Here is a 25,930-nt window from a genome sequence, read left to right as displayed (position 1 = left end):
ATTATCCCTAATCTCTTCGGAGGTTAGGGGTTTTTGTTTGCCGTAATAAGTGAGATTTCAAATATAATTATAATCACTCCTCACGACATATCGATCAGTCACAAGAGGATATAGAAGTACCAAAAATATTAACTTTAGCAAACTAACCTTCAAATAATTAATCTTATAGCAATAAATCAAGAGCCTTTATTCCTTCCAACAGGAGTAAAGGCTTTTTCTATTTGAGAAAGCAAATATGAAAAAAAAGCGTAATGTATCTCACAAAACATATAGATTATGGCCACTTGTTATAACTATAGGTGACATGCGGTGATAGTAGTTATTTATGTAACAGAAATCAAAAAGAGGAAGCGTTTAAGTCGATCAAATAGTTATTAAGAAACAATAGCCATGTCGAATAATACAGGAGCATTTATTATGTTGAAAAACAGCGATGATGGGAGAAAACCCTCTAATAATTGTGAATTCTCTGTGGCAATTTTCTGATATTTTCTTTATAAAGTATTTAATCTAGAGCATTACTTAACGATATGAATTTATACAGAAAATAAGTAAAAAAGAGATATTTTAATGCATTAAAATATATTTTAGAATATTCAAAATACTACAGACTTCGCTATTTACTAGCTAAATTTCGAATGATACATTTTGAATACCTAGTAAAATAGTTTAAATTACTAGGTTTTATTTTAAGTAGGGAGGAGCGGGGGTTTATTATTTCACTAATTGAAAAAGGGGAGAAACGAGTGAAGAAAATTCAAAAACTGAGAAAGAGTGCGATTATTGGTTTAGTTTCTTTATTAACTGTTTCAAATGCTGCGTTTAGCACATCTTTTGCAAAAGCTGAAACAAGTGATCTCGACAAACTTGTGAAGATTGAAAAATCGAACAAAAAAATTAAAGAAGCCACGAATGAGTATAAGGATAGTGACACTGTTAGGGTAATAGTTGAGTTGGAAGGAGCCCCAGCAATCTCTTACTCTACTAAAAGAGGTATAAGATATAAAGATTTAGCAAAAGAAAAGAAAACAGAATTACAAAACATTGTGAAAGAAGAACAATCAGAATTCATGACAGATGTGGAAACAAAAAAGATTGATTTTGATGTGGAAAATACCTTCACTACTGTTGTCAATGGAGTCAGTGGAGAAATAGAATTTGGTCAAATAGAGAATCTTGAAAAATTGCCGAATGTTGAATCGGTGAGCATTGTTAATGAGTATGAAAGACCAACTGTAAAACCTACAATGCTATCAAGTAAAGACATGGTCGAAGCAATTCAAACATGGAATGCTGGCTATGATGGGAAGGGCATGGTTGTAGGAATCATTGATACAGGAATTGATAATACCCATGATGATATGGTTTTAAAAGAAGATGCCAAACATAAATTGACATCAGGAAAAGTAGCTGATTTTGTAAAAAATAATAATCTTCCTGGTGAATATTACTCTTTGAAGGTTCCTTATGGTTACAACTACGCTGATAAAAACAAAGAAATTCGTGATCTTGGCCCTGACGCTACAATGCATGGGATGCACGTAGCAGGCACAGTAGGTGCAAATGGTGACGAAACAGGTAACGGAATAAAAGGTGTAGCTCCACAGGCTCAATTACTAGCACTCAAAGTGTTTGGTAATGACCAAGCAATGCCATCGACTTTTGGAGATATTTATATTAAAGCAATTGATGACGGAATTATTCTTGGTGCAGATGTATTGAACATGAGTTTAGGCTCAACGGCAGGCTTTGTTGATTCAAATAGTTTAGAGCAAAAAGCCGTAGAAAGAGCTGTTGAAAATGGAGTATTAATGTCTATTTCGGCTGGTAACTCTAGTCAGTTTAGCTATAATTACGGGGAAAATCCGTTAGCTTCAAATCCTGATATTGGTTTAGTCGGTGCTCCTGGGCTTACCGCCAATTCAATATCTGTCGCTTCCATTGAGAATGATAAAATCACATTAGATCAAATGACATTGAAAATAGGAAAAGAAACGTTGCCAATAGCTTATAAAACGCAGGCTTCTCCAATACCTCTAGAAGTATTTGGGAAATCGTCTGAAAAAGATGTAGTCTATGTTGGCGATGGAAGTGAAGCACAATATAAAGGTAAAGAAGTAAAAGGGAAAGTAGTATTCGCAGTCAGAACAGCAGCGAATCCAAACTATGGAGAAATTCAAGCTCAAGCTGAAAAAGCAGGAGCAATAGGAGTCATAATTAGAGGAACTGCAGCACATGGCGATTACGTAAACATGGCACTAAATAGCCCAACAATTCCCCTTGTTTCTTTAAGTGTAGCAGATGGTACCACTTTAGAAACAAAAATCAAAGCAGCAGGCGGCACAGGTAAAGTAGACTTTAATGGGAAAATGACTACAGTTGTTAATGGTTCTAAGGGGCAAATGGCAGCTACTAGTTCTTGGGGTGTCACTCCGAGCCTTGAAATGAAACCAGAGATTACTGCTCCAGGCGGACAAATCTATTCGACTTTTAATGATGATAAGTATGGTGTCATGAGTGGGACATCAATGGCAGCCCCTCATGTATCAGGTGGTGCAGCACTTGTCTTGGAAAAAGTTCAAGAATTATTCCCAGGTTTAAAAGGTGTAGAAAAAGTGAAACGCGCGAAAACATTGCTTATGAATACAGCGAAAATTGTAACGGATGCATCAAATGACAATATCGCATACTCACCACGTTTACAAGGTGCAGGATTAATGCAATTGAATGCTGCAGTCACAACGCCAGTATTTGTAGAAGCAAAGGGTACAAGTGAAGGTAAAGTTGAGTTGAAGGAAATCGGTACTGACAAGTTCAAAATGACTGTTACAGCTACCAACTTCAGTAAAGAAGATGCAACTTATAATGTAGGCGCATCTGTTTTAACTGATGCAACGAAAGGTTCAGGAACTTCAGCAACTAATGCTCTGAAGGAACAAGTTATTAAAGGCGCGGTAGTAAAAGTAGGTACGCCAAAGATTACCTTGTTTGCAGGAGAATCTAAAGATATTACTGTTGAAATAGACCTTTCAAAAGTAAAAACGGAATTAGAAAGCATTCAAAAGAATGGCTACTTTGTTGAAGGGTTTATCACGCTTACAAATGAATCTCAAGATGTCGTCTTTCCAGATTTATCAATTCCATACCTAGGTTTTAAAGGGGATTGGAATAAGCCACCAGTTTTAGATCAAATGATTTATGATGCAAGCTCTTACTATGGTGTTTCAGGAACGGTAGATGATCAAGGGAGTTATCTTGGATACAATCCATTTACTAAAAAATACAGTAAAAATTTGATTGCTATTTCTCCAAATGGAGATGGTGAAAATGAAGCAGTAGCACCTGTACTTTCATTCTTGCGAAACAGTAAAACAGTGGAATATACGATTACCGATACAAGTGGCAAAGTATTACGTAAGCTACGTACGGATAAAGAACAACGCAAAAATTATCATAATGGAAAAAGCAACAATTCTATTTATTCATATAAACCTTCTTATACACAATGGGATGGGAAACTGAATAATAAAATAGCAGCAGACGGAACATATTATTATCAAGTAAAAACACAAGTTGATTTTGCAGGTAAAGAACAACAAGTAACTAAAATCCCTGTTATTGTTGATAACACAGCACCGGTTGTATCAAACATTGCCTTCAGTAAAAATACGGGCATCCTTTCATTCAATGCTACTGATAATAAAGGAAGTGGATTACAATATCTTGAGATTTATTTAGATAATAAACTTTTAGGTTCAGTAAATCCTGGTACAAGCAATGCATTTAAATTAGACTTACAGAAATATAATGTTGAAGATAACATTAAGGTTGTTGCATATGATTATGCATTTAATAATAGTGGACAAGAGACTTCAAGCCCTGGAGATAATACAATTCCGTATATCGTATCTGATACACCGGAAGCACTGGGCGTTTATGATACACGCGAAGTACCTTTTACTGGTTATGTAACAGATGCATCACAAGTAGAGTATTTGAAAATCAAGGGCGATAAATTAAACCCTACAGAACAAGATGTAGTTTTAAAATACAATGAAGTCACAAAAAAATATGAATTTGCAACACATATTACATTCACAGAAGATGGTGTGCATGACATTTTCATTGCAGGTGCCGATAAAGTTGGTAATAAAATTGAATTTAGAAGACAAGTAATTATCGATACGCAGGCTCCAACACTTTCTGTAAGTAATCTACCAGCTAATAATTTCGTACCAACTGGTGGTAAAGATTCTACTGAAGAGTCAGAAAATAAAGAATCTAATGACAACAAAGTGCCGAATGAAGGAACTGAAAGTAAAGATCCTATTACCGCTTCAGAAGGTGAAATTACTAATGAAGGAACTGAAAATAAAGATCCGAATGATACTACTGAAAGTGAAAAACCTACTGAAACAACAAAAGATGGAGACCCTATTGTTACAGTAAAAGTTGCAGATAACTTTGATGAGTTACGCTTATTAGTAAATGGCAGTGAAGAATTTGCACATGATTTCGATGAGCCATATGAAATGCGATCTTTAACTCAAGAGCAACAAGTTCAGTTAGTATTAGACGAAGGTAGAAATGATATTGACTTCGAAGTGACAGATCTAGCTGGTCATGTGACTAAGAAAACGATAGCTATTTATAAAGGGGCAGCTCTAAATACTCCATTTGTTAAATCATTAGAGATTTCAAATGGCGGTGGCGATGTAACAGTTGAAAATCCTGCGAATATCGTGGCTGAGGCGACTGAATCGATTAACTGGGAAGCTAAAGTAATTGATCCAGAAGGAAACGTGATTGACCTTGAACCAGGTCAAGGAGAAACGTATACAGGCACATTTACGCCAGATCTTTTAGCGAAAAGCGGTAATTACAAATTATTAATAGGTGCAGCTGGAAGTGATGAAAGCGAGAAACTTGCAACTGAGTTCACCGTTTCCAATTATTTTGTAAGTGTTGAATCCGTTTCAACACGTGATTCAAAAGGTGAAAAGGCTACATCCTTCACAACAGATAGCAGTGTAAGTATCAAAACAAACATTAAAAACCAAGGGAAAAACAAATTGAATCCTACAGTAGCCTTCCAAGTCAAAGATGAAGATGGTGCAGTTGTTTACTTTAAAGAAGTTAAATCGAAAGAGATTAATAGCAAATCAAGAAATAGTTTTGGAGTAGATATCCCGTTAGAATCATTTGATAAAGGTAAATACACAGTCGAAGTGTTTGTATGGGATAACGATGACAATCCTATTCCACTAGCCGATTCAAGCAATCTTGAATCATTTACAGTCAACTAGTAAAAAGAATGAGAGGGAGGCAGAAATTGCTTCCCATCTTCTTATCTACCAATATGGGAGTGAATGTTTTGAAAAAAAGTCTAATCACAAGCTTAATTGCTACTTTCTTATTTTTAAATGCAGTTTTTCCCGCCTTAGCAGCTAGTAGTGTATCGATTACTGTAAATACTGATGCTTCACAATATACTTCGGGAGATAAGATAAATATATCGGGAGTGGTATTAAAGGACGGAAAAGCAGGAACGGGAACAGCTCCCCTTATGCAAGTAAAGAAAGGGAACACAGTTGTTGAAACCTACCAATGGAAAGATTCTGAAATGGATGGAAACGGCAACATATATAAAACTATATCTCCTAAGAAATACGAGAGTGGATCTTATACGATTCAAATTACTGCAAAGAATGCAACGCCTGCTTATTCTACCTTTGAATTAACAAATACAAATCCAGTTTCAAAAAAGAGCATAAGTGTGCAAAGTGATAAACTTAAATATGAAATTGGCGATAAAGTTCAACTAACTGGAAAAGTAACGCTTGATAATAAACCTGTCAGTAATGAGATTGTTGATATTATTATTGAAAGAGAAGGCGTAAAAGTAAATACGGAAAGTGCGGTCAAAACAACTAAAGATGGGACATATAGCTTTAGTTTTGACTCTTCAAAATCTAAAGTAGGCATGTACACAGCATCAGTTAGCCTGGCAGATAAAAGTATTACTGCAAAAACGAATGCTTTTGAACTGGTTGCTTCAAAAACTACACCAGATCCAAAACCAGATCCAGATCCAACAACACCTGTAGTACCAACACCAAAACCAGATCCAGTTCCAACAATTCCATTGGATCCAACACCAGTCCCTGACCCAACAGTGACTCCACACGCCCCAGAAGTCAATGTAGTAACATCTGAAAGTATGGAAATTAGGGGTACAGCGGATGCAGGTACGAAGGTAACCGTAACGGATAAAAATAATTTCTTTGCGCAAGCCGTTACTAAAGCCGATGGTACTTTTTCTATTCCATTGAATGTGAAGATTAAAGCAGGAACAATTCTTTATGTAACAGCAAGCGCTTCTGATAAATTGAGTTCGGAAACAATGATTATAGTCGAGGATAAAACACCCCCAACGAAACCAATTGTCAAAACAGTCACAGACAAAGACCGTAAAGTAAAAGGAACAACAGAAGCTGAAGTAAAAGTATCTATTAAAGCTGGAGGGAAATATATCGGTACAGGCTATTCAGATAAAAATGGTGTATTTTCTATCAATATCAATGCCCAAAAAGCAGGTACTATCCTAACATTGACTGCAACAGATGATGTAGGAAATACAAGTGCTTCTCAGAAAATGACAGTAATAGACAAGACTGCACCAAAAACACCTTCAGTAAATTCAGTGAGAACAACATCTACTAAGGTAACTGGGAAAGCTGAAGCTGGTTCAAAAGTCTATGTGAAAGCGGGAAGTAAGATTATTGGATTAGCTACAGCATCTAAGAAAGGCACTTTCTCAGTCACTATAAAAAAACAGAAAGTGAATACGAAGTTATCAATTTATTCAAAAGACAAGTCAGGTAATGTAGGCAAAGCAAAAGTGATTACTGTTAAGAAATAAAAAGAAAGAAAATTAGCGTTTGATAAGAAATTTGCAGTGAATCTATGAGGAGCTACGGGGTGTGAACGGCACCCCATCTTTTTGTTTCCTATACATAAATCCAAATATGAGAGATCTTTTAAGTCGAAAAAGGCAGCACAAGAGTTGCTGATTCTTTTTCGGCTCTTTTTTTGAGAAGAAAGTAATACTTAATGATTTTGAAAATATGGAATATAAAGTTTTTTAGGTTTTTTAACCTATTTTTAATATTCGAATCATAACATGTGTATGTAATTGTATTTATATTTATTCAGGAATTGTTAGACCTTTTTATTTAGACATATTGGAAGGGACATTGATAAAGGAGAGATTCATATTCAGTTTATTGTATTTAATTAGCTATGTTTGTTATTAACAAGAAATCAAAGGCCTTTATATGTATTTTTATAATAATTAATTTAATAAATGTTAAAATTGGATATTTTTATATTATTCATGGGAATAAATGAGTTGCAATTAAAAATGGAGGTTGAATGAATGGGTAAATATAGTCTTAAATTTATTAAACCATTAGTTACATTAACATTAGGTGCAGCAATTATTACTGGAGCAGTAGTTGGTGTATCTGAGGATGCTTCAGCAGAAGCAAAATATAAAATTTCTAATGGATTATTAGTTTCCAAAGCTACCGGCAAGGTAGTAGATGGAACAGTAACCTACAAAGGAAAGGTATATAAAAAAGGTAAGTTGCTAACGGGCACGAAAGGAAACGTGTATTACAAAAGTGGAAAACGTGCAACGGGCTCGTATAAAGGGAAATATTACTTGAAAGGCAAACTCTTCACTGGTATAGCTAATGGTTCTTACTATAAAAATGGTAGTAAAGCGACTGGTGTATATAAAGGAATTTACTACAATAAAGGAAAAGCTTATACAGGTTTAGCAAATGATATCTATTATAAAAATGGTAAGAAGGCAACGGGTACTTTTGAAGGGAAATACTATTTAAAAGGTATAGTATTTACGGGCCTACATCCAAAAACAGGAGATTTATACATTGATGGTGTTTTAAATTTAGGTTATAGAATCTATAACGGTGATTTATACAATGGGGCTAGGTTAAATGTAGGCATCATCCAATATAATGGTCTTTGGTACGATGGAAAAACAGTAGCAAATGGAACAATTAAAACACCAGGTGGCCAAATAATTACCGTCATTAACGGTATACAAACCAGTGGAGGTTCAACAAATCAAGGTGGATCAGGATCATCTGGTGGATATTATCAATCAGAGCTTTCAAAAGCAATCGCAGTAGCAAAAGAGAAGTTGGCTGCTCTACAATTCTTTAAAGTTAATGATATTGATAATGCGATAAAGTTAACTTCAGCTAAATTGCAATACAATGAGGCGAAAATAGCCGTAGATGCAGCAGTAGCAAAAGGTGCAGTAGCAACAGATTTCGGAAATGATTATCCAAAATTAGCATCGCAAAAAACGGAAGTTGATCGCTATGAATCAGCATTCAAAGCTAAATTAGACGCAATAGCTGCAGCAGAGAATAAATTAAAAGAATTAAACTACACAGAACTTGGATCAATAAAAACGAAGAGCAATTGGACAGAAGCAAATAAACAAATTGTAGAAGTTCAAAAACTAATAGATGATGCAAAGAAAAAAGGCGCAGTAGCTACAGACATAAAAGGAATAGATGCATTATTAAAGCAACAACAAGAAATTCAGCGATATGAAAAAGCAGAAAAAGCAAAAGCAGACGCAATAGCTGCAGCAGAGTCTAAATTAGCAGTATTAAAATATACAGGTACTGGTTCAATTAAAACCAAGGGCAATTGGAAAGAAGCAACAACCCAAATTACTGAAGTTCAAAAACTAATAGATGAAGCAAAGAAAAAAGGAGCAGTATCTACAGATATAAAAGGAATAGATGGATTTGAAGCACAACAACAAGAAATTAATCGTTATGAAACAGCAGAAAAAGCAAAAGCAGATGCTATAGATGCAGCGAAGTCTAAATTAGCAGCCTTAGATTTCTTCAAGTTGAATTCAATAAAAAATCAAAAAAACTTGGATGATGCTCAATCACAATACAAAGGTGCAAAAGAGGCAGTAGAAGCAGCAAAGGCTAAAGGAGCTTTAGTACTAGACTTAGGTTTAAATTATTTAAGATTAGACGCTCAAGGCTTAGAAATAAAACGTTATGAAACTGTAAAATCAATAGCAATCCAAAGCGCAAAAACGGCATTAAAACAACTTGGGTTTGCAGGGGAAAATTCAATCAAGAACGATAACCATTTGAAAATTGCCAAAGCTCAATATTATGTAGCACAAAAAGCAGTGGAAGCAGCAGAAGCAAAAGGTGCAGTGGCATTAGACTTCGGAACGAATTATTCAAATTTAGAAGCACAACAAAATGAAATTAGTCGCTATGAAGCAGCGGTCAAAGCTAAATTAGATGCGATCAATGCAGCAGAGAAAAAATTGTCAGATTTAGATTTCTATAAAGAAAATTCGATCGACAATAAAACAAAATTAGGGACAGCAAAAAATCAATATGATGAAGCAAAAGCAGCAGTAGACGAAGCGAAGAAAAAAGGTGCAGTAGAGACAGAAATAAAAGGAATTGAAAAATTGGTAGGTCAACAAAATGAAATAACTCGATTTGAAATGGCGCTGACAGAAGCAATTGATGCGGCCAAAGCTAAAATTGCTGCCTTGATCTATAGTGAATCTCAATCAATTAATAATAATGATCAATTAATGGAGGCTCAAGGACAATACAATGCAGCAAAAGTAGCAGTAGACTTTGCATTTACTAAAGGTGCTGTTGCTACAGATTTCGAAGAGATAGGAAAATTAGAGAAACAACAAAATGAAATTGCCCGCTATGAAACAGCAATAAAAGAGAAGGCTACAGCAATCAGTGAAGCAAATAAAAGATTAAAAGAACTTAATTTCTTTACAAAAGGTTCAATCAAATTTGATGCTAATTTAAATAAAGCAAAAGAACAATTTGATGCAGCAAAAACAGCAGTAGATGCAGCGGTGGCTAAAGGAGCAGTGGCAACAGACTTCGGAACGAATTATTCAAATTTGGAAGGACAACAAAATGAAATAAACCGTTACGAAGCAGAGGTGGCAAAAAATGCTGCAATTACTGAAGCAAAAGATAAATTACTTGCCCTGCAATTTGTTATGTTATTTTCAATCAATAGTGATGCAAAGTTAAAGCAAGCGCAAGAACAATATGATGCAGCAAAGACAGCAGTAGATGCAGCGTTGGCTAAGGGCGCAAAAGACCAAGACTTTATACTAAATTATTGGAGAATGGAATCCCAACAAAAAGAAATCAAACGCTATGAAGCAAAAGTGGCAAAAGATGCAGCCATCACTAATGCAAAAGATAAATTGGCAGACCTTAAATTTACAACTATTAGATCAATTAAAAATAGTGAACAATTAAATCAAGCAAGAGAACAATACAATGCCGCAAAAGAAGCAGTAGATGATGCAATTTTAAAAGGAGCAAATTTATTTGATTTCAATTATGCATCTTTAGTGGCGCAAAAAGCCGAGATTGATCGTTATTCAAAAAGTGGTAGATCATCGGAGATGAATAATCTAAATGAAGATGGATCAGACATTGAAAGCGACGTAGAAAAAGATATTAAGGATTCTGAAGAAGAGAATAAAGAAATAACAGAAGAAGGCAAAGGAACGACGGAAGAGGATAAAGAGGTAACAGAAGATCAAGACAAAGAAACAACAGATGAAGATAAAGAAGTAGCAGAAGGTCAAGACAAAGGAACAACAGAAAACCAAGATAAAGAAACGACTGAAGACAAAAACAAAGAATTAACAGGAGTACAATCGTAATAATTTTACTTGATAAGGGTAACACCTCAATTAAGTTTGTAATGTATTTTTAGTTTTTGGGATATTTGCCAAATGAAGATTTGCAAAATTAAATCCTTCATTTTCAATAATCAAAAATAATTGAGTTTTTGTTTAGTATTCAGTATCTTTTATATAAGTAGCTATAAAGACAAATGGTGTAGTTATCCAGTCTTTTATAGCTGCTTTTTTTTATTAAAACCTCTGCTCTTTATTGAAGTTTTGCACGGCTATTTTAATTGATATAGAAGCATCACCATATAAAAGTTTAATTAATAAATAATTAGGAGATATTTTATTCAGGTCACTATGTGTGAGGATTTTACTAATTCGGTTGATATGGAGTTAGTCGGAATCGGTGTGACGATTGAAGAAAATGCTAATGGATTGAAAAATATCTCTACTATTACGAAAATGTTAATCCGTAAAGTCATCAACATACCTAATGTTGAAAGAGAAAACTAGCGGGTAACATTGGTTACATATATCTTAATAGTTTAAAGTTAATTTGGTTAACTAATGCAGTGATCAATCTCGCATATTTTGTAGAGGTTGCAAAAAAACTTACGTTATATAGTAAATCTAAAGAGCCAGTGATCTATGTGCAAATCGCTGGCTCTTTAAGTATTCTTTCACTTTTTTTAAAACTCACTTAATATTCAACTGTTTTTATTTGATACTAGTAGCCATTAAAAAATGCAGCTAAATCCATCATATCGCGTGTACCAATCGCGATATCCGTTATATAACCTTTACCCCTTTTATAGCTACGGAAGCCAATATAGTAAACATCTGATTTATAAAGCTTGTTTTTGGTACCATATGTACGATTTCCAACAGGATGACCAAAATATTTTTTCATTTGTTTGTGTGTTAATTTACCAGAATAAGTGTTAGAAATGTACTCGACATCATCAGTACTTTTAATTTTATACGAGATTGAACCAGTATGTGGATTATATTGTTCAAATCCATACATAGTACCGCCTCTTTTAGCATAATAGACATTTACAGCTTCGGCAATAAGAGCCTTACCAGGTACCGATTTCTTCAATTCTTTATAAGTCATACCGACATAGCCTTTATTACCAAGAAGTTGGCCTTTTTTTGCAGCACTTTTAAACGATTTGTTTACTTTAATGCTCTGCGCATGTGAAGTAATTGGAACTACAACTGCAATTATTGAAAAGAGCAGTACAAAAGCACATAGAAAACGCGTAAGAAATTTCATAATCATCGCCCCCTTTATTGTAAAATATATGCATTTATTTATTTTATAATATTGGACAAATAACGTCAAAAAGGTATTTATAGGTTTTCCTAGTAGCAAACTATTAATCTCTTGATTTCTTCTCTAATTCTTATCCAATTTTGATTCCATTTTTTAAAATTTTGGCATTCGGCATCACCTCATTACTCAAGCAAAATCACATTAGAATAGTGTATTGTGAAAAGTCGTAGAATATAAATATTACATAACTATCATCAATTTCAATATAATGGTAAAATGAATAATGAACAATAAACTTACTAGTATAAGAGGGATACCATGAAAAAACTACGGATTTATGTATTGAGCCTTATTGCCTTATGTGTTTTCTTTACGACATCGGTTGCTTATGCAGCAGAGCCACTGGATGAAGTGAAGCAGTTAGTGAAAAAATACTATTATCCAAATGTATCGGAATCAGTATTAAATAGTACTTCAATCAGGGATTTAACAAAACAGCTTGATCCGTATTCCGTTTATATGACCAAAGAGGAATATAAAGATTTTACGAATTCGATTGATATGAAGTTAGTCGGAATCGGTGTGACGATTGAAGAACATGCTAATGGATTGAAAATTATCTCTACTATTAAAGGTGGGCCAGCAGCTAACGGAGGCATACTTGCAGGAGATATTATTAAGGAAGTCGATGGTAAGAATTTGGTGGGAGAAGCAGTTCAAACAACGATTGGGCTCATTACGGGAAAAGAAAACACTAAAGTAACTTTGACCATATATCGCTCAAAAACAAACAGTACATTTACGAAAACGTTATTCCGTAAAGTCATTAACATACCTAATGTTGAGACCGAAAAACTAGCGGGTAACATTGGGTACATACGCCTTAATAGTTATGCGGATAATAGTAGCAAAGAGATCCAAAAGGCTATTAAATCAATGCCTGGTATGAAAGGGTGGATTTTTGACTTAAGAAGTAATGGCGGTGGTTACATTACTGCAGCTGAAGAAGTAATTGGCTTGTTTCCAAAAGCGCAAGTAGCTTATTTGTTTAAATATAAGGATAGTGAAACCTACTACACAGAGCCAATAAAGCAAAAGATTAGATGGAATGCACCCGTTTCTATCACTATGGATGGCAATTCAGCGAGCGCTTCTGAAATGACTGTAGCATCATTAAAGGATCAAAAAGCAGCCAAATTATATGGGCAAACAACATATGGTAAAGGTGTTATGCAGCAAGTATTTTCTTTAAAAGATGGTAGCCAGTTGAAACTGACTACCGGTGAATTTATGGGACCAAAAAACACTAAAATACAGAAAAAAGGTATCACACCAAATGTTAAAACACCTGTCGGTAAAGAAATCGAATATAGCCATCGAGATTTCTTAAAGCAACAACTAAAAGGGTATAACAAACTCTCGAACATTAATCAAAAAACAGCACAAAAAACGATCACTATTAAAAACAGTACGAAGATGAACTGGAGCACTATGAAAAACGCTAAAGTATCCCTACTACAAATTGGTGGTAAACAACAATCAATTAAAGTTCAAAAAACATCAAAACTACAATTGAAACTAACACCAAACAAACAGCTAAAACCTGGAACTAAATATTATGTTGTACTAACGAGCAAAACGAAAAAGTCCAAAAGTGCATATGCAGAGCTTAATATCACTAAATAACCAAATTATTTCAATGAAATGAAAATATCAATACCGATACTATTAACAAGAATCCCTCAATGCTGAATTGGGGGATTTTAATATTTAGAAGGAATAATCTTGGTCTGTAGTTTGTGCATTGAACTATTTTACTTGGCTAATAAAAAAATCAATTAAAGCTAATAGCAAATTTGGATGCAATAAAGCCATTCTACACATCATAAAGAATATCGAAACCCATTAACAAAAGAATAAACTTGAGGTGATTTTTAATCATGAAAGAATTCAAAATAACATACTTCTTTGATGAAGAGCATTATATTAGAAGGTTTATCCATATCGAGTCTCAAGAAAAAGCGGAAGAGCTCATTCAAAGTGAAAGGGAGCAATATATAACGTTTACGGATAGTAGAGGGATCTATCATGAACTCCATACAAGTAATGTTCGCGTAATTCAAATATCTGAATACCACAGAGTCGACAAGAGTAAAAAAACGGTCAATTGATTTAAGTGTGCCATACATTTCACTTATAAAAACCTGAGCTTGAGGGAACATAATGGCATACCGAAATGGAGGTGTCTTTATGAACAATAATGGCGAGGGCAATTTTACGTCTTCTGGAACAGATATTGATGAGGTAAAAAGAAAAAATGCTGAGTCTGGCATGTCTTATAATGAAATAAAAGCAATGATTGCTAAAACGGATGGAAAAGGTACGGCAATGTATAGTGATACGAATAGTGAGGAAGTAAAAAATAACATTCAAAACAAATACCCAAATTAATAATGAAACCATGTTAGTTTAAACAATAGGCACAAATTAATTCCTAATCTCTTAGAGGTTAGGTTTTTTTGTATAGAGAAATGAGTAACATGAAAAACATTCCATTAGCAGAAGTACTTGGCGAGTAGACGGTATCGGACGCAGATTTGATGAAGATGAATAATTTCAGGCTATTATTACTTCAATATACTAATAAGAATAAGGTTTTTGCATAATTTCTTTTTATTCAACTTTTAATATAGGAAGGAAATCATAGTTGAACTATTATTCCAAAATTATTTAAATACTACTAATGGGAGGATGCACTTTTTTAATATTGATTGCCTCTTTAGTAAAAAAGCACAATAAAATACGTAGCCACACCTATATGTGACTACGCATTCTATACACTATTTAGCTACTCGCAAGTACCCAATGACCAGGCTTCACTTCTTGCAAAGTATTTTGGCTGAAATCATAATTTTGTACTTCTACCGCTTCTTTTTTTAATTTCTTCGATTCAATAGAAGGGTCAGGAACGGGTACAGCAGCTAATAATGATTTTGTATACGGATGAATTGGGTTGCTATAGAGTTCTTCACTGTCTGCGAGTTCAATAATTTTCCCTGCATTCATCACTGCGACACGGTCACTAATATGCTTCACCATCGACAAATCATGTGCGATAAACAAATACGTTAAGCCGAGTTTCGCTTGCAAATCCTTAAGCAAATCGACAACCTGAGCTTGAATGGAAACATCGAGTGCAGATAGTGGCTCATCACAAACGATAAATTTTGGATTAACAGCAAGAGCTCTCGCAATGCCAATTCTTTGACGTTGACCACCAGAGAATTCATGTGGATAGCGCATCGCATGTTCTTTTTGTAAGCCAACTAGTTCTAACAATTCTTCTACACGTGCAAGTCGTTCGGCTTTCGTTTTACATAATCGATGAATATCCAAAGACTGACCTATAATATCCAACACCTTCATGCGTGGGTTCAAAGAGGCATAAGGGTCTTGGAAAATAATTTGAATCTCTTTGCGCAGCTGTTTCATTTCCTTCTTGTTCAATCGATTAATAGCCATACCTTTGTATAAAATTTCCCCGTGCGTAGCCTTCTGTAGTTGTAATAGCAATCGCCCAGTAGTTGATTTTCCTGAACCGGATTCACCAACAAGACCTAATGTTTCGCCAGGTTGGATTGAAAAGCTAATAGAATCGACAGCTTTTAAAGTACGGCCACTTCCAAGTGGAAACACCTGATTTAAATCTTGTACTTCTATGAGTGGTTTATCAGGGTTAATATCTGCAGGTAAATGTAGTTTCCCTTTAGGTTTTTTCTTTTCATCCATACGGGGTAGAGCGTTCAATAATTTCTTTGTATATGGATGTTGAGGAGAAGCGAAAAGCTCCTCAGTCGTATTTGTCTCAACAATTTGACCTTCTTTCATAACGACAACACGGTCACACATACCGGCAACGACACCTAAATCATGCGTGATTAAAATAATCGAAGTACCAAATTGCTGTTGCATTTTTTTCATTAAGCGCAATATTTGAGCTTGTATAGTTACATCTAGCGCAGTAGTTGGCTCATCAGCAATGAGTAGTTTAGGTTGGCAAGCGAGAGCCATAGCGATCATGGCACGTTGACGCATCCCCCCAGAAAATTCATGTGGATATTGATTGTAACGTTCTTCGGCATTTTTAATCCCTACAAGTTGCAGCATTTCAATAGATCTATTTTTTGCTTCTTTAGAAGTAAGACGCTGATGTTTTGTAAGGATTTCATCGATTTGCTTGCCAACTTTAATCGTTGGATTCAGAGATGTCATTGGATCTTGGAAGATCATACTAATCTCTTTTCCGCGAACTGCTTCCATTTCGTGATCAGTAAAATTAGAAATCGTTTCTCCTGAGAATTCAATAGAGCCATCAGTCATTAAAGCGGGTGGAGATGGAAGTAAACGCATAATGGAACGTGCAGTAACACTTTTTCCGGAACCAGATTCACCAACAATTCCTAAAGTTTCTCCTTTATGTAATTCAAAAGAAACTCCTTTAACCGCTTCAAAAACTTCGTGATTTGAAACAAATGAAATATGTAAGTTATCAACCTTTAAAATACTATCCATATAATAATTCCTCACTTACTGAAAATTTAAAATAATTATGTTGACTTCTAATACGATAAAATTTATACTTTGTTTCTAATAGTATACTAAATTACTAGGAATAATCAAGATTAAAGGAGTGATTTTTCTGAAAATAAAAAATGGACGGATAAAAGGCAGTTTAGAGAATGTTTATAGCAATCTAAGCTCTCTCCTTTTTTATAAGTACATAATATTCTTGTTAGGTTTACCAGTTCATATCGTCATGTGGTGCATTTATAAAACAAAATATAAGAGCACGCAATATCAGCAAATGCTACATGAACATATGGAAAAGATAAAGAAATCTTCTACATATAGTGAACTGATTCATCGGTATGAGGAACAATATCGGAGTAAAAAGCTATATTTCAATGAATCCATTAGTGAACAAGAAATGCAGGGGGAAGCGACTAAGCTTGCAAATGAAAGAGTATTGAAAATGGCGCAAGCTGAATTGGAAACAACTGATCAAAGCAACACCAACTATCAGCACTTCTTTGCGAAATGCTTACAAAATAGAAACTTTGTTATTGTCAGTTTTATACCAGGTATTCTTATGTATTTGTTCTTAATGATTTATGCTAGACCACTCGTTCGCTATATTTTTGAACGATTAGTGATGACGGTTTTTGTAATAATTTCGGTTACTATCTTTGTATTCTCTATATTGCATTTTTCTCCTGCTGATCCAGCAGCAAATATTTTAGGAGAATCAGCAACAGCTGAACAGCGTGCGGAGTTTGATCATCGGTATGGCTTAGATCAATCGTACTGGGTACAGTTATGGGATGCGACAAAAGGGATTCTGACATTAGATTTAGGTTATTCCTATACAGGTAATGAAGATGTAATGGCAAGCATTGCAAACAAATTCCCTGTCACACTAACAATTGCGTTCTGGTCATTATTAATGGCTATTGTAATAGCGATTCCAGTTGGGATGATATCAGCAGCGAAGACCAATTCATTTTGGGATTATAGCTTTATGTTTATCGCCTTAATAGGTTTATCAATCCCTAACTTTTGGCAAGGACTTGTGTTCATTTTGAACTTCTCTATTAAGTGGCACATACTACCAGCTACGTATTCTCCAGGTGATTGGTTATCAATCATAATGCCTGTAATTGTATTAGGGACAGGGTTAACAGCGTCTATTGCGCGAATGACTAGATCCTCCATTTTAGAAGTAGTGAACGAAGAGTATATTGTGACTGCGAAGGCGAAGGGTTTAAAGCCAAGTCGAGTATTTATCAACCATGCTTTACGTAATGCAATCATTCCTATTATTACAATTATCGGATTGCAGTTTGGTGGCATGCTAGGCGGGGCAGCAGTAACAGAGAAAGTATTTAATATTAGCGGTTTAGGAAGTTATATCGTAGATAAACAATTCGTACCAGATATTCCTTCTATATTAGGGGGAGTTGTCTACATTGCTATCACGATTTCGATCGTAAACTTAGCAGTTGATATTCTATATGCTTTCTTAAATCCAAGAATTCGATCGCAAATGAAAAATACTTAACGAGGTGTATGAAATGACAGCACAACAGGATTTTGCTTTAAAACGATCGCAAGAGTATAAACATGCACTCTTTGTTTTAGTTATTTCAATTGCACTAGTACTTGTTTTTCTAGTGAATGCCTTTGACGTTACAGAGGGAACATGGAACAAAGTTTGGGGCTCTTTGACAATTGCTTATTTAGTAATAGCATGCTGGCAAGCTATTATTTTGTTTTGTATGAAAAGAGATTTACTAAATACGGGGGATATTCAAAAAAGAACAAGGTTAATGAGTGCAGTAAACTTACTAACTATATTAGTGGGGAACGTTTTTACGACAACCTTCGCCTTCCGAATGTTGCGTCGCAAAGCTTCTATTGAATATACGATTTCTTACTATATGTTGCTGACTCAATTGTTAATTGTTTCAGTATCATTGTTAAATCTATTTAAACCCTATGTATCAGACATGTTTTTACTAACAATGGCTGTATTCATTTTATTAATCATCTTTGATGTCGTAGCTGTAGTTATCTTCGGCAAGGTGGATACGGATCGTCAAATTAAACCTGCATTTAAATGGTTAGGTATTGCTTTAATCATTACAGGGTTTTCCGGAAATATATTTGGTTGTATTTTAGGGTATAGCGTGTTATTAAAAAGTACAAATAGAGATATGTCCACAATTGAAAAGTGGAATAAGATTTGGTCTAAAATCACAAAGAATTTCACAGCGATGCTAGGCTTACTATTTGTAATTTTTACATTCGCTATTTCAATCGCTAGTTATGGCACATTTGTTTATGAGTTTGCTGTAGAAAACAATTATGAATCCATGTTGTTAGAGCCAAGTTTAGCTAATCCATTTGGCACGGATAACTTCGGAAGAGATGTATTTTCACGCATTATATATGGCGCACGTATTTCATTAATTGTTGGTGTAGTATCAACACTTATTCCATTAGTTATTGGTGGATTCCTAGGTGCTATTGCTGGGTATTACAACAAGTCAATTGATAACGTCATCATGCGTATTTTAGACGTTCTTTATGCGGTTCCTGGTATCTTACTTGCGATTGCAATTATTGCCGCATTTGGTGCAAATACAGTCAATTTAATCATCGCATTAAGTGTAGGTTCCATTCCTACTTATGCAAGAACAATGCGTGCAAATGTCATGATGGTATCCAATTTAGAGTTTGTAGAGGCTGCAAAGGCATTAGGGGAAGCAGATTGGAAAATCATCTTCAAGCAAGTAGTACCCAATTCATTTGCTCCGATGATTGTCAAAGCAACCCTAACTATTGGGGGAGCAGTTATTGCGACAAGCAGTCTAAGTTTTTTAGGATTAGGCGTGGAACCACATATTCCAGAGTGGGGCAATATTTTAAAAGTAGGAAGCATGTATCTTGAAACCAACCCTTATTTAGCGATTTTCCCGGGGATAGCCATTATTTTATTAGTACTTTCCTTTAACTTCTTAGGGGACGGGTTAAGAGATGCTTTAGATCCAAAATTGGATTGATAAATATTATGTATGGAGGAATTCAAATGAAAAAGAGATTAGTACTTTTTTTAGCAGCAGTAGTACTCGTTTTAGCTGGATGCGTTAATACAAAATCCGATGTTAAAAAAGATGAATCAAAACCATCTTCCGAAACAAAAAACACGTCTATTGAAATTTTAGGCATGAGCACTGGTGAAGATGATTTAAATATTCTACGTGACCAACTTACGAAAAATGGATTCAATGTAAAGTTAAACATCCAACCTGATTACGGTAGTTTCACTGCGCAAAAAGATGCAGGTAACTATGATTTAGCTTTAACTGGTTGGACAACAGTAACAGGTAACCCTGATTACGCTGTTCGTTCGTTATTTACATCTGACGGTGACAATACTTTATTTGCCGATGAAGAAGCAGATAAATTAGTGGAAAAAGCAAGTACACAATTAAAAGAAGAATATACTCAAACGTATAAAGATTTAGAGCAGTTAGTAGTGTTCGATAAAGCGTATATTGTTCCACTATATACTTCTTATAAAGCGCAAGGCGTAAACAACCAAGTAATCGATGAAAAAACTTTACGCTTACCAAAATCAAGAGCAGCAGTTTGGGAAGCAATCTCATTCAAAGATAAGGCTAAAAACGCAACACAACCTTTACTTGCTCAACAAGGAATCAGTGCTTTAACTTCTTTAGATCCGATTAAAGGAAATGACGGTTCTATCAATACATTAAATACAAATATGTATGTGCGTTTAGTGAATTTAACGGATGATGATGAAGTTGTATCAGACGGCTCATTGTCGTTAAATCACGCGATTGCAGATGGTAGTAAAGATTATTACTTCTTATTACGTGATGACATTCATTTTGCATCAGTTAAAGACAAAAAAGCAGCTGACTCAGGTGAGCGTGTAGGAGCAGAGGATGTAAAATTCTCACTTGATCGTGCAAAAGACAAAAATTCTGTACCTGATCACCGTACGTATAGTCTTCATGAAAGCATGAAAGACATTTCAATCGTTAGTGACTTAAAAGAATTAGATGTAAAAACAACAGATGGTCAATCGACTGTTCGTGAACAGCTAGAAAAAGGTTTAGATAAAAAGATTTCTACATTAGTAACAGATAAAACAAAAGCAAATAATGGCTCTGGTGCATATCAGATTGTTAAAGTAACGACTGAAAAGCCATTCCCACAAGTTCTAAATTATTTAGCACACCAATCTGCTGGTATCGTTTCTAAAAAACAAGTTGAAAGCATTAACACATATGATGTAGCTAAATACGACGTCAACAAAGATATCGCGTATGGTGATCAAAAAACAATCACTGAAGGCAAAGATTACAATAATGCACTTTATGCAAGTGGACCTTACATCCTAGTTTCTAAAAATGATTACGAAGCGAAGTTTGTGAAAAATCCTGCTTACATGAAAGGCACAGAATATGAACCGAAAATTTCAGCAATAACAGTGAAATTTATTCAAGATCCTGAAAGTGCATTATCTGCATTACGTAACGGTGAAATTCATATTTTAAATGGCGTTCCAGAAAGTAAATACGATATCGTGAAGAAAGACGACAAGCTTACATTGCAACAAAATAAGAGTAATGGTGTTGCATATCTTGCCTTTAATATGAAAGACCGTGATGTGTCTAAGAGTGTAGCATTACGCCAATCAATCTTGTATTCAATCAATCAGGAAGAAATTAAAAACTTCTACCAAGGTAACAAAATGAACGCTGTTTCAACGTTAAGCCCTCTTGTAGAAACTGGTTTAAAACTAGAAGCAGATAACAACAAAGCAAAAGAATTATTAAAAGAATACCAAAGTGAAAAGTAACGATTTCACATAACAAATTTAAAATCCCCTAATCTTTTTGGTTAGGGGATTTTTAATTTGTCTTTAATAGTATATTGAGGTGCATAACAGTAAGGTGCTTAGAAGGTGAAATCTACATCATATTTATATTACTTTTATGCAATCCAACATCAATTCTAATTGTAAGACCCATGAATTTTAAAAAATACCTTTATTATACTATTATTGGGTATTTTGATATACTATTCTTAATGGAAAGTAGAGTGTGATATCTATTAAGGAGGATTTTGAAATGGGGAAATTTAGATTAAAATTTGTTAAGCCTGTAACTTCTTTTGCAATCGGAGCCGCGATCTTAACAGGATCATTTGCAGTAACGGAAGCTACAAATACTGCGTTCGCTAAATCTGAAACTGTCACAATTACAAAAGGTAAATTAGTTTCAGTAAACACAGGTAAAGCTGTTAAAGGCTATAAATCTTTCAAAAGTGTATTATACAAAGACGGTAAAAAATTTACAGGACTTTATAAAAAAACGTATTACAAAGCTGGTATAAAAGGAACAGGTCTCTATAAAAAAGTCTATTACAATGCAGGGAAAATAGGGAATGGATTATTCGGAAAGAAATTGTATCAAAACGGTAAAGAATTTACAGGTATTGAAAGCGCTTCTGGAAAACTGTATGTAAAAGGTACTGTGGCAAATGGTGTAGTGCTTTATCAGGGAACTAAAAAACTATATAAAAACGGATTTGTTGTTTCAACTACAGTTAATGAAGTGAAAGTAATCAATAACACAACAATTGAAGTCACATTTGAGAATGCACAAAAGGTTAACGAAATTAATGCTGGACGTTTTATCATCGACGGTTTAACAGTGACGAATGCTTCGATTAAAGCAACGGATGACAAAGTGGTGGTATTAAAAACTTCTCCACAACAAGGTGGCAGAAAGTATACAGTAGCACTTGATGGCGTTAAACAACCAGAATTTTTAGGAGTCTCTGCTGTGATGCCAACAAAGGTCTCATTAAAAAATGCTTCCCTTCAAGGAATTTTAGGTTCTCAAGTAACGGTTGAGGCGCAAGTAGAAGTAGAGAATGGTCAGCCAAAATCTTATATTCCAGTAACATTTACAATAGGTAATGCTACGGATACAAGTAAGAAAACAACTGTCGAAGTTCTAACAGACGAAAATGGTATTGCCAAATATAGTTACATACAGCATGCTTTCACTCAAGATTCTGTCTATGCATATTCATCGGTAAATTCTGGCGTGAAATCATCTGAAACAAAAGTCTATTGGGGTGACTCAGAACGCCTAAGAATTACGGATGTGACAAAGGAATCTACAGTAGCCAACAATTCTAAAAAAGTATATAAAGTAAACGTTAATCCAATAGATGCATCAAGTGATACAAAAGGTAAATACGTCAATGTTACATTTGCTGAAAACTTGAATGTCACATCAGATAAGATTAATCGCAAAGCACAGATTGTAGAGAGTAATAAAACAACACCGTATCAAACTGCAACGACTCAAGCAGGAGCAAAAGTGTATGTTAATGCTAAAGGTGAAGGAACTTTTACAATTACGGGTGCTAGTACATCTATAACACCGATAGTATTTGCGAATAGTAATGATTCGTTAGAAAGATTAGATACGACAGAACTACAAGCGAAGGGATCAACAGTTAAGTTTGATATTAAGCATTCGATGATCTTAAATGTTGAAGCGCTAGGAACAGAGAATGCTTCAAACGTTTCGACTGCAAAAAATGTCGTAGTAGGTAATACATATGCAGCGAACTTCGGTGGTCGTCAATATGTAGCAACGGTAACAGACTTAGCGGGCAATAAAGCACCCGCTAAAATTCTTGTTAAAGTAGCGTTAAAAGGTGACACAGAAACAGCGTATATCTTCCAAGATAATAAATTAATAACGCCAGATAGATACGGTAATTACACATTAGTAACGGATAAAAAAGGTACTGTAGCATTTACAGTTATTAATCGAAAAGTAGATTCTTATATCATTCCAACAGTATTTATCGATAATGCTGCTAATGCGGGAACTGGTCAACTAGATGAAGGCGATTTGCAACAAACAGCACCACTTACTTACTTTAACGAAGCAATCGTAAGCATAGCTAGTATGAAATTCGTCAATTCAAATGGTGAGGATGTAACTTCAATTTCAGCAGAAATGCCAGTGACACTAAACTATCAAACTGTAGATCAGAACGGCCTACCATATGCACCAAAAGTCGGCAGTACAGTTACGTTTGAATTTAGTACAACATTCGCTACGGTGATGTTATCAAACGGTATAAATAAAGTAATTACGCCTGGAAGTATAGATAACAGTCAAGTAGTAACAATGGGGAACAACGGAAGTATTACATTTACGCTTAGATCAAATCTTGCAGATAGAGTGAATATCGAAGCAACTTCTTCAGATAGTCTCATCGTACCTGCGACAGCTACTTTAAATGTTCTAGATCTAGCTACTCCTTTTGAGAGAGCTAATAGTGTAACAGATATTGAAGGGATGCTTTCGGCACTTTATGAAATGGATACTTTAAAAGATAAATTAAGTAGAATAGATGTTGTGAAAAGTAGAGAAATTGCAAAATACGTTCTAGAAAAACGTCCTGCAGGAGCAGGTTACGCTAAACAATCAGATTTAGAAAAAGAATTCAATGTAAAGTTCAATGGATTATAAATAATCGATTACTCACAAAGCCCTTCAAACACTTAGGTTTGGGGGGCTTTGTTTTCAAGAAGTTTAAAAATAGCATCATTATGCCTACTGAAAAAGGTGAATTTAAAAATATTACACATAATTAATGGTTAATTTTTCCTATTTATGATAAATTAAGAGAGGGGATAAAATTTCTAAAAGGAGATGGGAGAAGTGAAGTACTATTATCAAGGGGAAGAAATAATCGATTTTAGTGAAATAACAGTGCATATAATTGAGGCAGATCGAAATGAGCAGAGAATGATATATTTAGTTCGCAAATTATTTCAATTCCCGGTAATATTTATTGTTGATGACACTATGAAGACCAATTCTACTTTTGATATGAAAACAACTGAAACGAGACTTCAACGAAAAGACTTACATATGCATATGAAAGAATGGAAAGGATTTAAAACCCACCATCATTTTATTACAAGACGAAGAAAAAACGAAAAGTAGCACAACCATGCAATCTAAGTAGGTGGAAAATAATAAGTTTCCATTATTAAAATTGTGCGATTACTAATACATAAAATGACTGGAAGAATCCTAATACTATGTAATTAGTGAAAAAGAATGTAAAAACAATAAAATTATTAAAAAGTAAACCCCCGCATGCTCTATTAGGGGGTTTTTTGCTTTTAAAATGAATGTTTATCGAAGATGGAAAGTGGTATATAAAAGTTGATTATACAGTATTTGAGAGCTATATAGTCATTGGTAAATGTGTCTGTTTTTCATTCGTAATAAATTATGATGACAAAAAAGTATCATGAAAAAGCAGATTCTAAAGTTATTGCTAACTTCTCAGGCAATAATACTTTCGGTGAAGATGTAGCGGTTTATTCAGAAAAAGGTACTAAATATGCAGGAACTTATGAAGTGAAAGGTTTAGAAAACTTTGTACAGACAGAGATTGCTTCACAAGATAAATGGATCTATGAAACAAAAGCGCTTGTATCAAATGCAGATGAACTTTCAAAAGCATTAGCAAATGAAAAAGTAAAAACAAATAAACTTACAGCAAACATTACGTCAACAACACCAGTAGCACCAAAAGTTGGCGTGACAATTGACGGAGCAGGAAAAACTCTAGCTGTTCATACAGTATCACCAGAAGGAAACAACACAGCTGATGGCGTATTCATCCAAGAAAAAGATGTCACGTTAATAAACATCACAATTACAGGAACTCATGATGACAACCTAGTTGAAATTTACGGTGACAATGCAACACTTGATAACGTAACAGTAACAGGTAGTAAAAAAGCTGGTATTTATGTGAATCATAATGGAGTAGGCGACATCACTGTCAACTTCAAAGACGTACACACAGATGCTAATGTTTGGGCAGGTATTGGCTTAATAGCACAAAAAGAGGAAGCGACAATCATCGCTAATTTCTCTGGAGAAAACAAACTGGATGAAGAAGTAGCACTTTACACTGATGATAAAATGCTTTACCTTGGCGATTATAAGGTAAACGGATTAAAAGGTTATGAAGTGAAGCGTGTTGGACAACAATATCATTGGAAAAAAACAAAATAAAGCACTAATTTGAACAGATCCCCTTAACTTTGGTTGAGGGGACTTTTTTGTTGTGAATGATTTCCCTTTGATTGATTTTCTTTCTTATTAAATCTAATGCAATTTGGAGTGCCTTAATCGGACAGTAACAATAGTTAGGTCATACTCATAAAATATGACTAA

General features: G+C 34.6%; 15 protein-coding genes. 13 read left to right on the top strand and 2 right to left on the bottom strand.

All coding sequences use genetic code 11. The features are described from left to right. Window positions 1-746: 746 nt before the first annotated feature. The 4 genes from AMD00_RS15205 to AMD00_RS24180 all read left to right on the top strand — a co-directional run bounded on the left by AMD00_RS15205 (window position 747) and on the right by AMD00_RS24180 (window position 11,278). Window positions 747-5,306, top strand: a complete 4,560-nt coding sequence (locus AMD00_RS15205) for a S8 family serine peptidase (RefSeq protein ID WP_053417847.1) — start codon at window positions 747-749, stop codon at window positions 5,304-5,306. A 68-nt stretch (window positions 5,307-5,374) separates the two neighbouring features. After that, complete coding sequence (locus tag AMD00_RS15200) at window positions 5,375-6,922, top strand: Ig-like domain-containing protein (RefSeq protein WP_157059264.1); 1,548 nt, start codon at window positions 5,375-5,377, stop codon at window positions 6,920-6,922. A gap of 516 nt (window positions 6,923-7,438) precedes the next feature. Then, window positions 7,439-10,795: a hypothetical protein gene (locus AMD00_RS15195; RefSeq protein WP_053417845.1), complete on the top strand. Its 3,357-nt coding sequence runs from the start codon at window positions 7,439-7,441 to the stop codon at window positions 10,793-10,795. Window positions 10,796-11,152: 357 nt separating this feature from the next. Next, complete coding sequence (locus AMD00_RS24180; protein ID WP_281173075.1) at window positions 11,153-11,278, top strand: hypothetical protein; 126 nt, start codon at window positions 11,153-11,155, stop codon at window positions 11,276-11,278. A gap of 214 nt (window positions 11,279-11,492) precedes the next feature. On the opposite strand, the gene AMD00_RS15190 is transcribed toward AMD00_RS24180, so the two are convergent. Continuing rightward, a complete protein-coding gene (locus AMD00_RS15190) occupies window positions 11,493-12,044 on the bottom strand; it encodes a hypothetical protein (protein WP_053417844.1) in 552 nt (183 codons plus the stop codon). A gap of 318 nt (window positions 12,045-12,362) precedes the next feature. Here AMD00_RS15190 and AMD00_RS15185 point away from each other — a divergent pair, with 318 nt between their 5' ends. The 3 genes from AMD00_RS15185 (at window position 12,363) to AMD00_RS15175 (ending at window position 14,495) form a co-directional block, all read left to right on the top strand. Further along, window positions 12,363-13,730: a S41 family peptidase gene (locus AMD00_RS15185; protein WP_053417843.1), complete on the top strand. Its 1,368-nt coding sequence runs from the start codon at window positions 12,363-12,365 to the stop codon at window positions 13,728-13,730. Window positions 13,731-13,984: 254 nt separating this feature from the next. Then, window positions 13,985-14,215, top strand: a complete 231-nt coding sequence (locus tag AMD00_RS15180) for a hypothetical protein (protein WP_053417842.1) — start codon at window positions 13,985-13,987, stop codon at window positions 14,213-14,215. A 79-nt stretch (window positions 14,216-14,294) separates the two neighbouring features. Further along, complete coding sequence (locus AMD00_RS15175; RefSeq protein WP_053417841.1) at window positions 14,295-14,495, top strand: hypothetical protein; 201 nt, start codon at window positions 14,295-14,297, stop codon at window positions 14,493-14,495. A 393-nt stretch (window positions 14,496-14,888) separates the two neighbouring features. Here the strand turns inward: AMD00_RS15175 and AMD00_RS15170 are convergent, their stop codons facing one another. Next, a complete protein-coding gene (locus AMD00_RS15170) occupies window positions 14,889-16,616 on the bottom strand; it encodes an ABC transporter ATP-binding protein (RefSeq protein ID WP_053417840.1) in 1,728 nt (575 codons plus the stop codon). 307 nt (window positions 16,617-16,923) lie between these two features. Between AMD00_RS15170 and AMD00_RS15165 the strand changes: the two genes are divergently transcribed. The 6 genes from AMD00_RS15165 to AMD00_RS15140 all read left to right on the top strand — a co-directional run bounded on the left by AMD00_RS15165 (window position 16,924) and on the right by AMD00_RS15140 (window position 25,768). After that, complete coding sequence (locus tag AMD00_RS15165; RefSeq protein WP_245639535.1) at window positions 16,924-18,162, top strand: ABC transporter permease; 1,239 nt, start codon at window positions 16,924-16,926, stop codon at window positions 18,160-18,162. Window positions 18,163-18,175: 13 nt separating this feature from the next. Further along, window positions 18,176-19,666, top strand: coding sequence for an ABC transporter permease (locus AMD00_RS15160; protein WP_053417838.1), 1,491 nt, complete (start codon window positions 18,176-18,178; stop codon window positions 19,664-19,666). Between the two features lie 26 nt (window positions 19,667-19,692). Next, window positions 19,693-21,495 carry an ABC transporter substrate-binding protein gene (locus AMD00_RS15155; RefSeq protein ID WP_053417837.1) on the top strand — a complete coding sequence of 601 codons (1,803 nt, stop codon included), beginning with the start codon at window positions 19,693-19,695 and terminating at the stop codon, window positions 21,493-21,495. Between the two features lie 271 nt (window positions 21,496-21,766). Further along, on the top strand, window positions 21,767-24,199 hold the full coding sequence (locus AMD00_RS15150; protein WP_053417836.1) for a hypothetical protein: 2,433 nt from the start codon (window positions 21,767-21,769) through the stop codon (window positions 24,197-24,199). Window positions 24,200-24,391: 192 nt separating this feature from the next. Then, on the top strand, window positions 24,392-24,679 hold the full coding sequence (locus AMD00_RS15145; RefSeq protein ID WP_053417835.1) for a hypothetical protein: 288 nt from the start codon (window positions 24,392-24,394) through the stop codon (window positions 24,677-24,679). Window positions 24,680-24,973: 294 nt separating this feature from the next. Continuing rightward, complete coding sequence (locus tag AMD00_RS15140; protein WP_157059262.1) at window positions 24,974-25,768, top strand: right-handed parallel beta-helix repeat-containing protein; 795 nt, start codon at window positions 24,974-24,976, stop codon at window positions 25,766-25,768. The last annotated feature ends 162 nt before the right edge of the window (window positions 25,769-25,930 follow it).

It is taken from the genome of Viridibacillus arvi (genome assembly GCF_001274945.1).
In the GTDB taxonomy this organism is placed as follows: domain Bacteria; phylum Bacillota; class Bacilli; order Bacillales_A; family Planococcaceae; genus Viridibacillus; species Viridibacillus arvi.
This window is presented reverse-complemented; position numbering and strand designations above follow the sequence as displayed.

Excerpts from the sequence above, each read along its gene's own strand:
- AMD00_RS15195 (WP_053417845.1), top strand. The coding sequence starts at position 7,439 with ATGGGTAAATATAGTCTTAAATTTATTAAACCATTAGTTACATTAACA.
- AMD00_RS24180 (WP_281173075.1), top strand. The coding sequence starts at position 11,153 with ATGGAGTTAGTCGGAATCGGTGTGACGATTGAAGAAAATGCTAATGGA.
- AMD00_RS15190 (WP_053417844.1), bottom strand. The coding sequence starts at position 12,044 with ATGAAATTTCTTACGCGTTTTCTATGTGCTTTTGTACTGCTCTTTTCA.
- AMD00_RS15185 (WP_053417843.1), top strand. The coding sequence starts at position 12,363 with ATGAAAAAACTACGGATTTATGTATTGAGCCTTATTGCCTTATGTGTT.
- AMD00_RS15180 (WP_053417842.1), top strand. The coding sequence starts at position 13,985 with ATGAAAGAATTCAAAATAACATACTTCTTTGATGAAGAGCATTATATT.
- AMD00_RS15175 (WP_053417841.1), top strand. The coding sequence starts at position 14,295 with ATGAACAATAATGGCGAGGGCAATTTTACGTCTTCTGGAACAGATATT.
- AMD00_RS15170 (WP_053417840.1), bottom strand. The coding sequence starts at position 16,616 with ATGGATAGTATTTTAAAGGTTGATAACTTACATATTTCATTTGTTTCA.
- AMD00_RS15165 (WP_245639535.1), top strand. The coding sequence starts at position 16,924 with ATGGAAAAGATAAAGAAATCTTCTACATATAGTGAACTGATTCATCGG.
- AMD00_RS15160 (WP_053417838.1), top strand. The coding sequence starts at position 18,176 with ATGACAGCACAACAGGATTTTGCTTTAAAACGATCGCAAGAGTATAAA.
- AMD00_RS15155 (WP_053417837.1), top strand. The coding sequence starts at position 19,693 with ATGAAAAAGAGATTAGTACTTTTTTTAGCAGCAGTAGTACTCGTTTTA.
- AMD00_RS15150 (WP_053417836.1), top strand. The coding sequence starts at position 21,767 with ATGGGGAAATTTAGATTAAAATTTGTTAAGCCTGTAACTTCTTTTGCA.
- AMD00_RS15140 (WP_157059262.1), top strand. The coding sequence starts at position 24,974 with ATGATGACAAAAAAGTATCATGAAAAAGCAGATTCTAAAGTTATTGCT.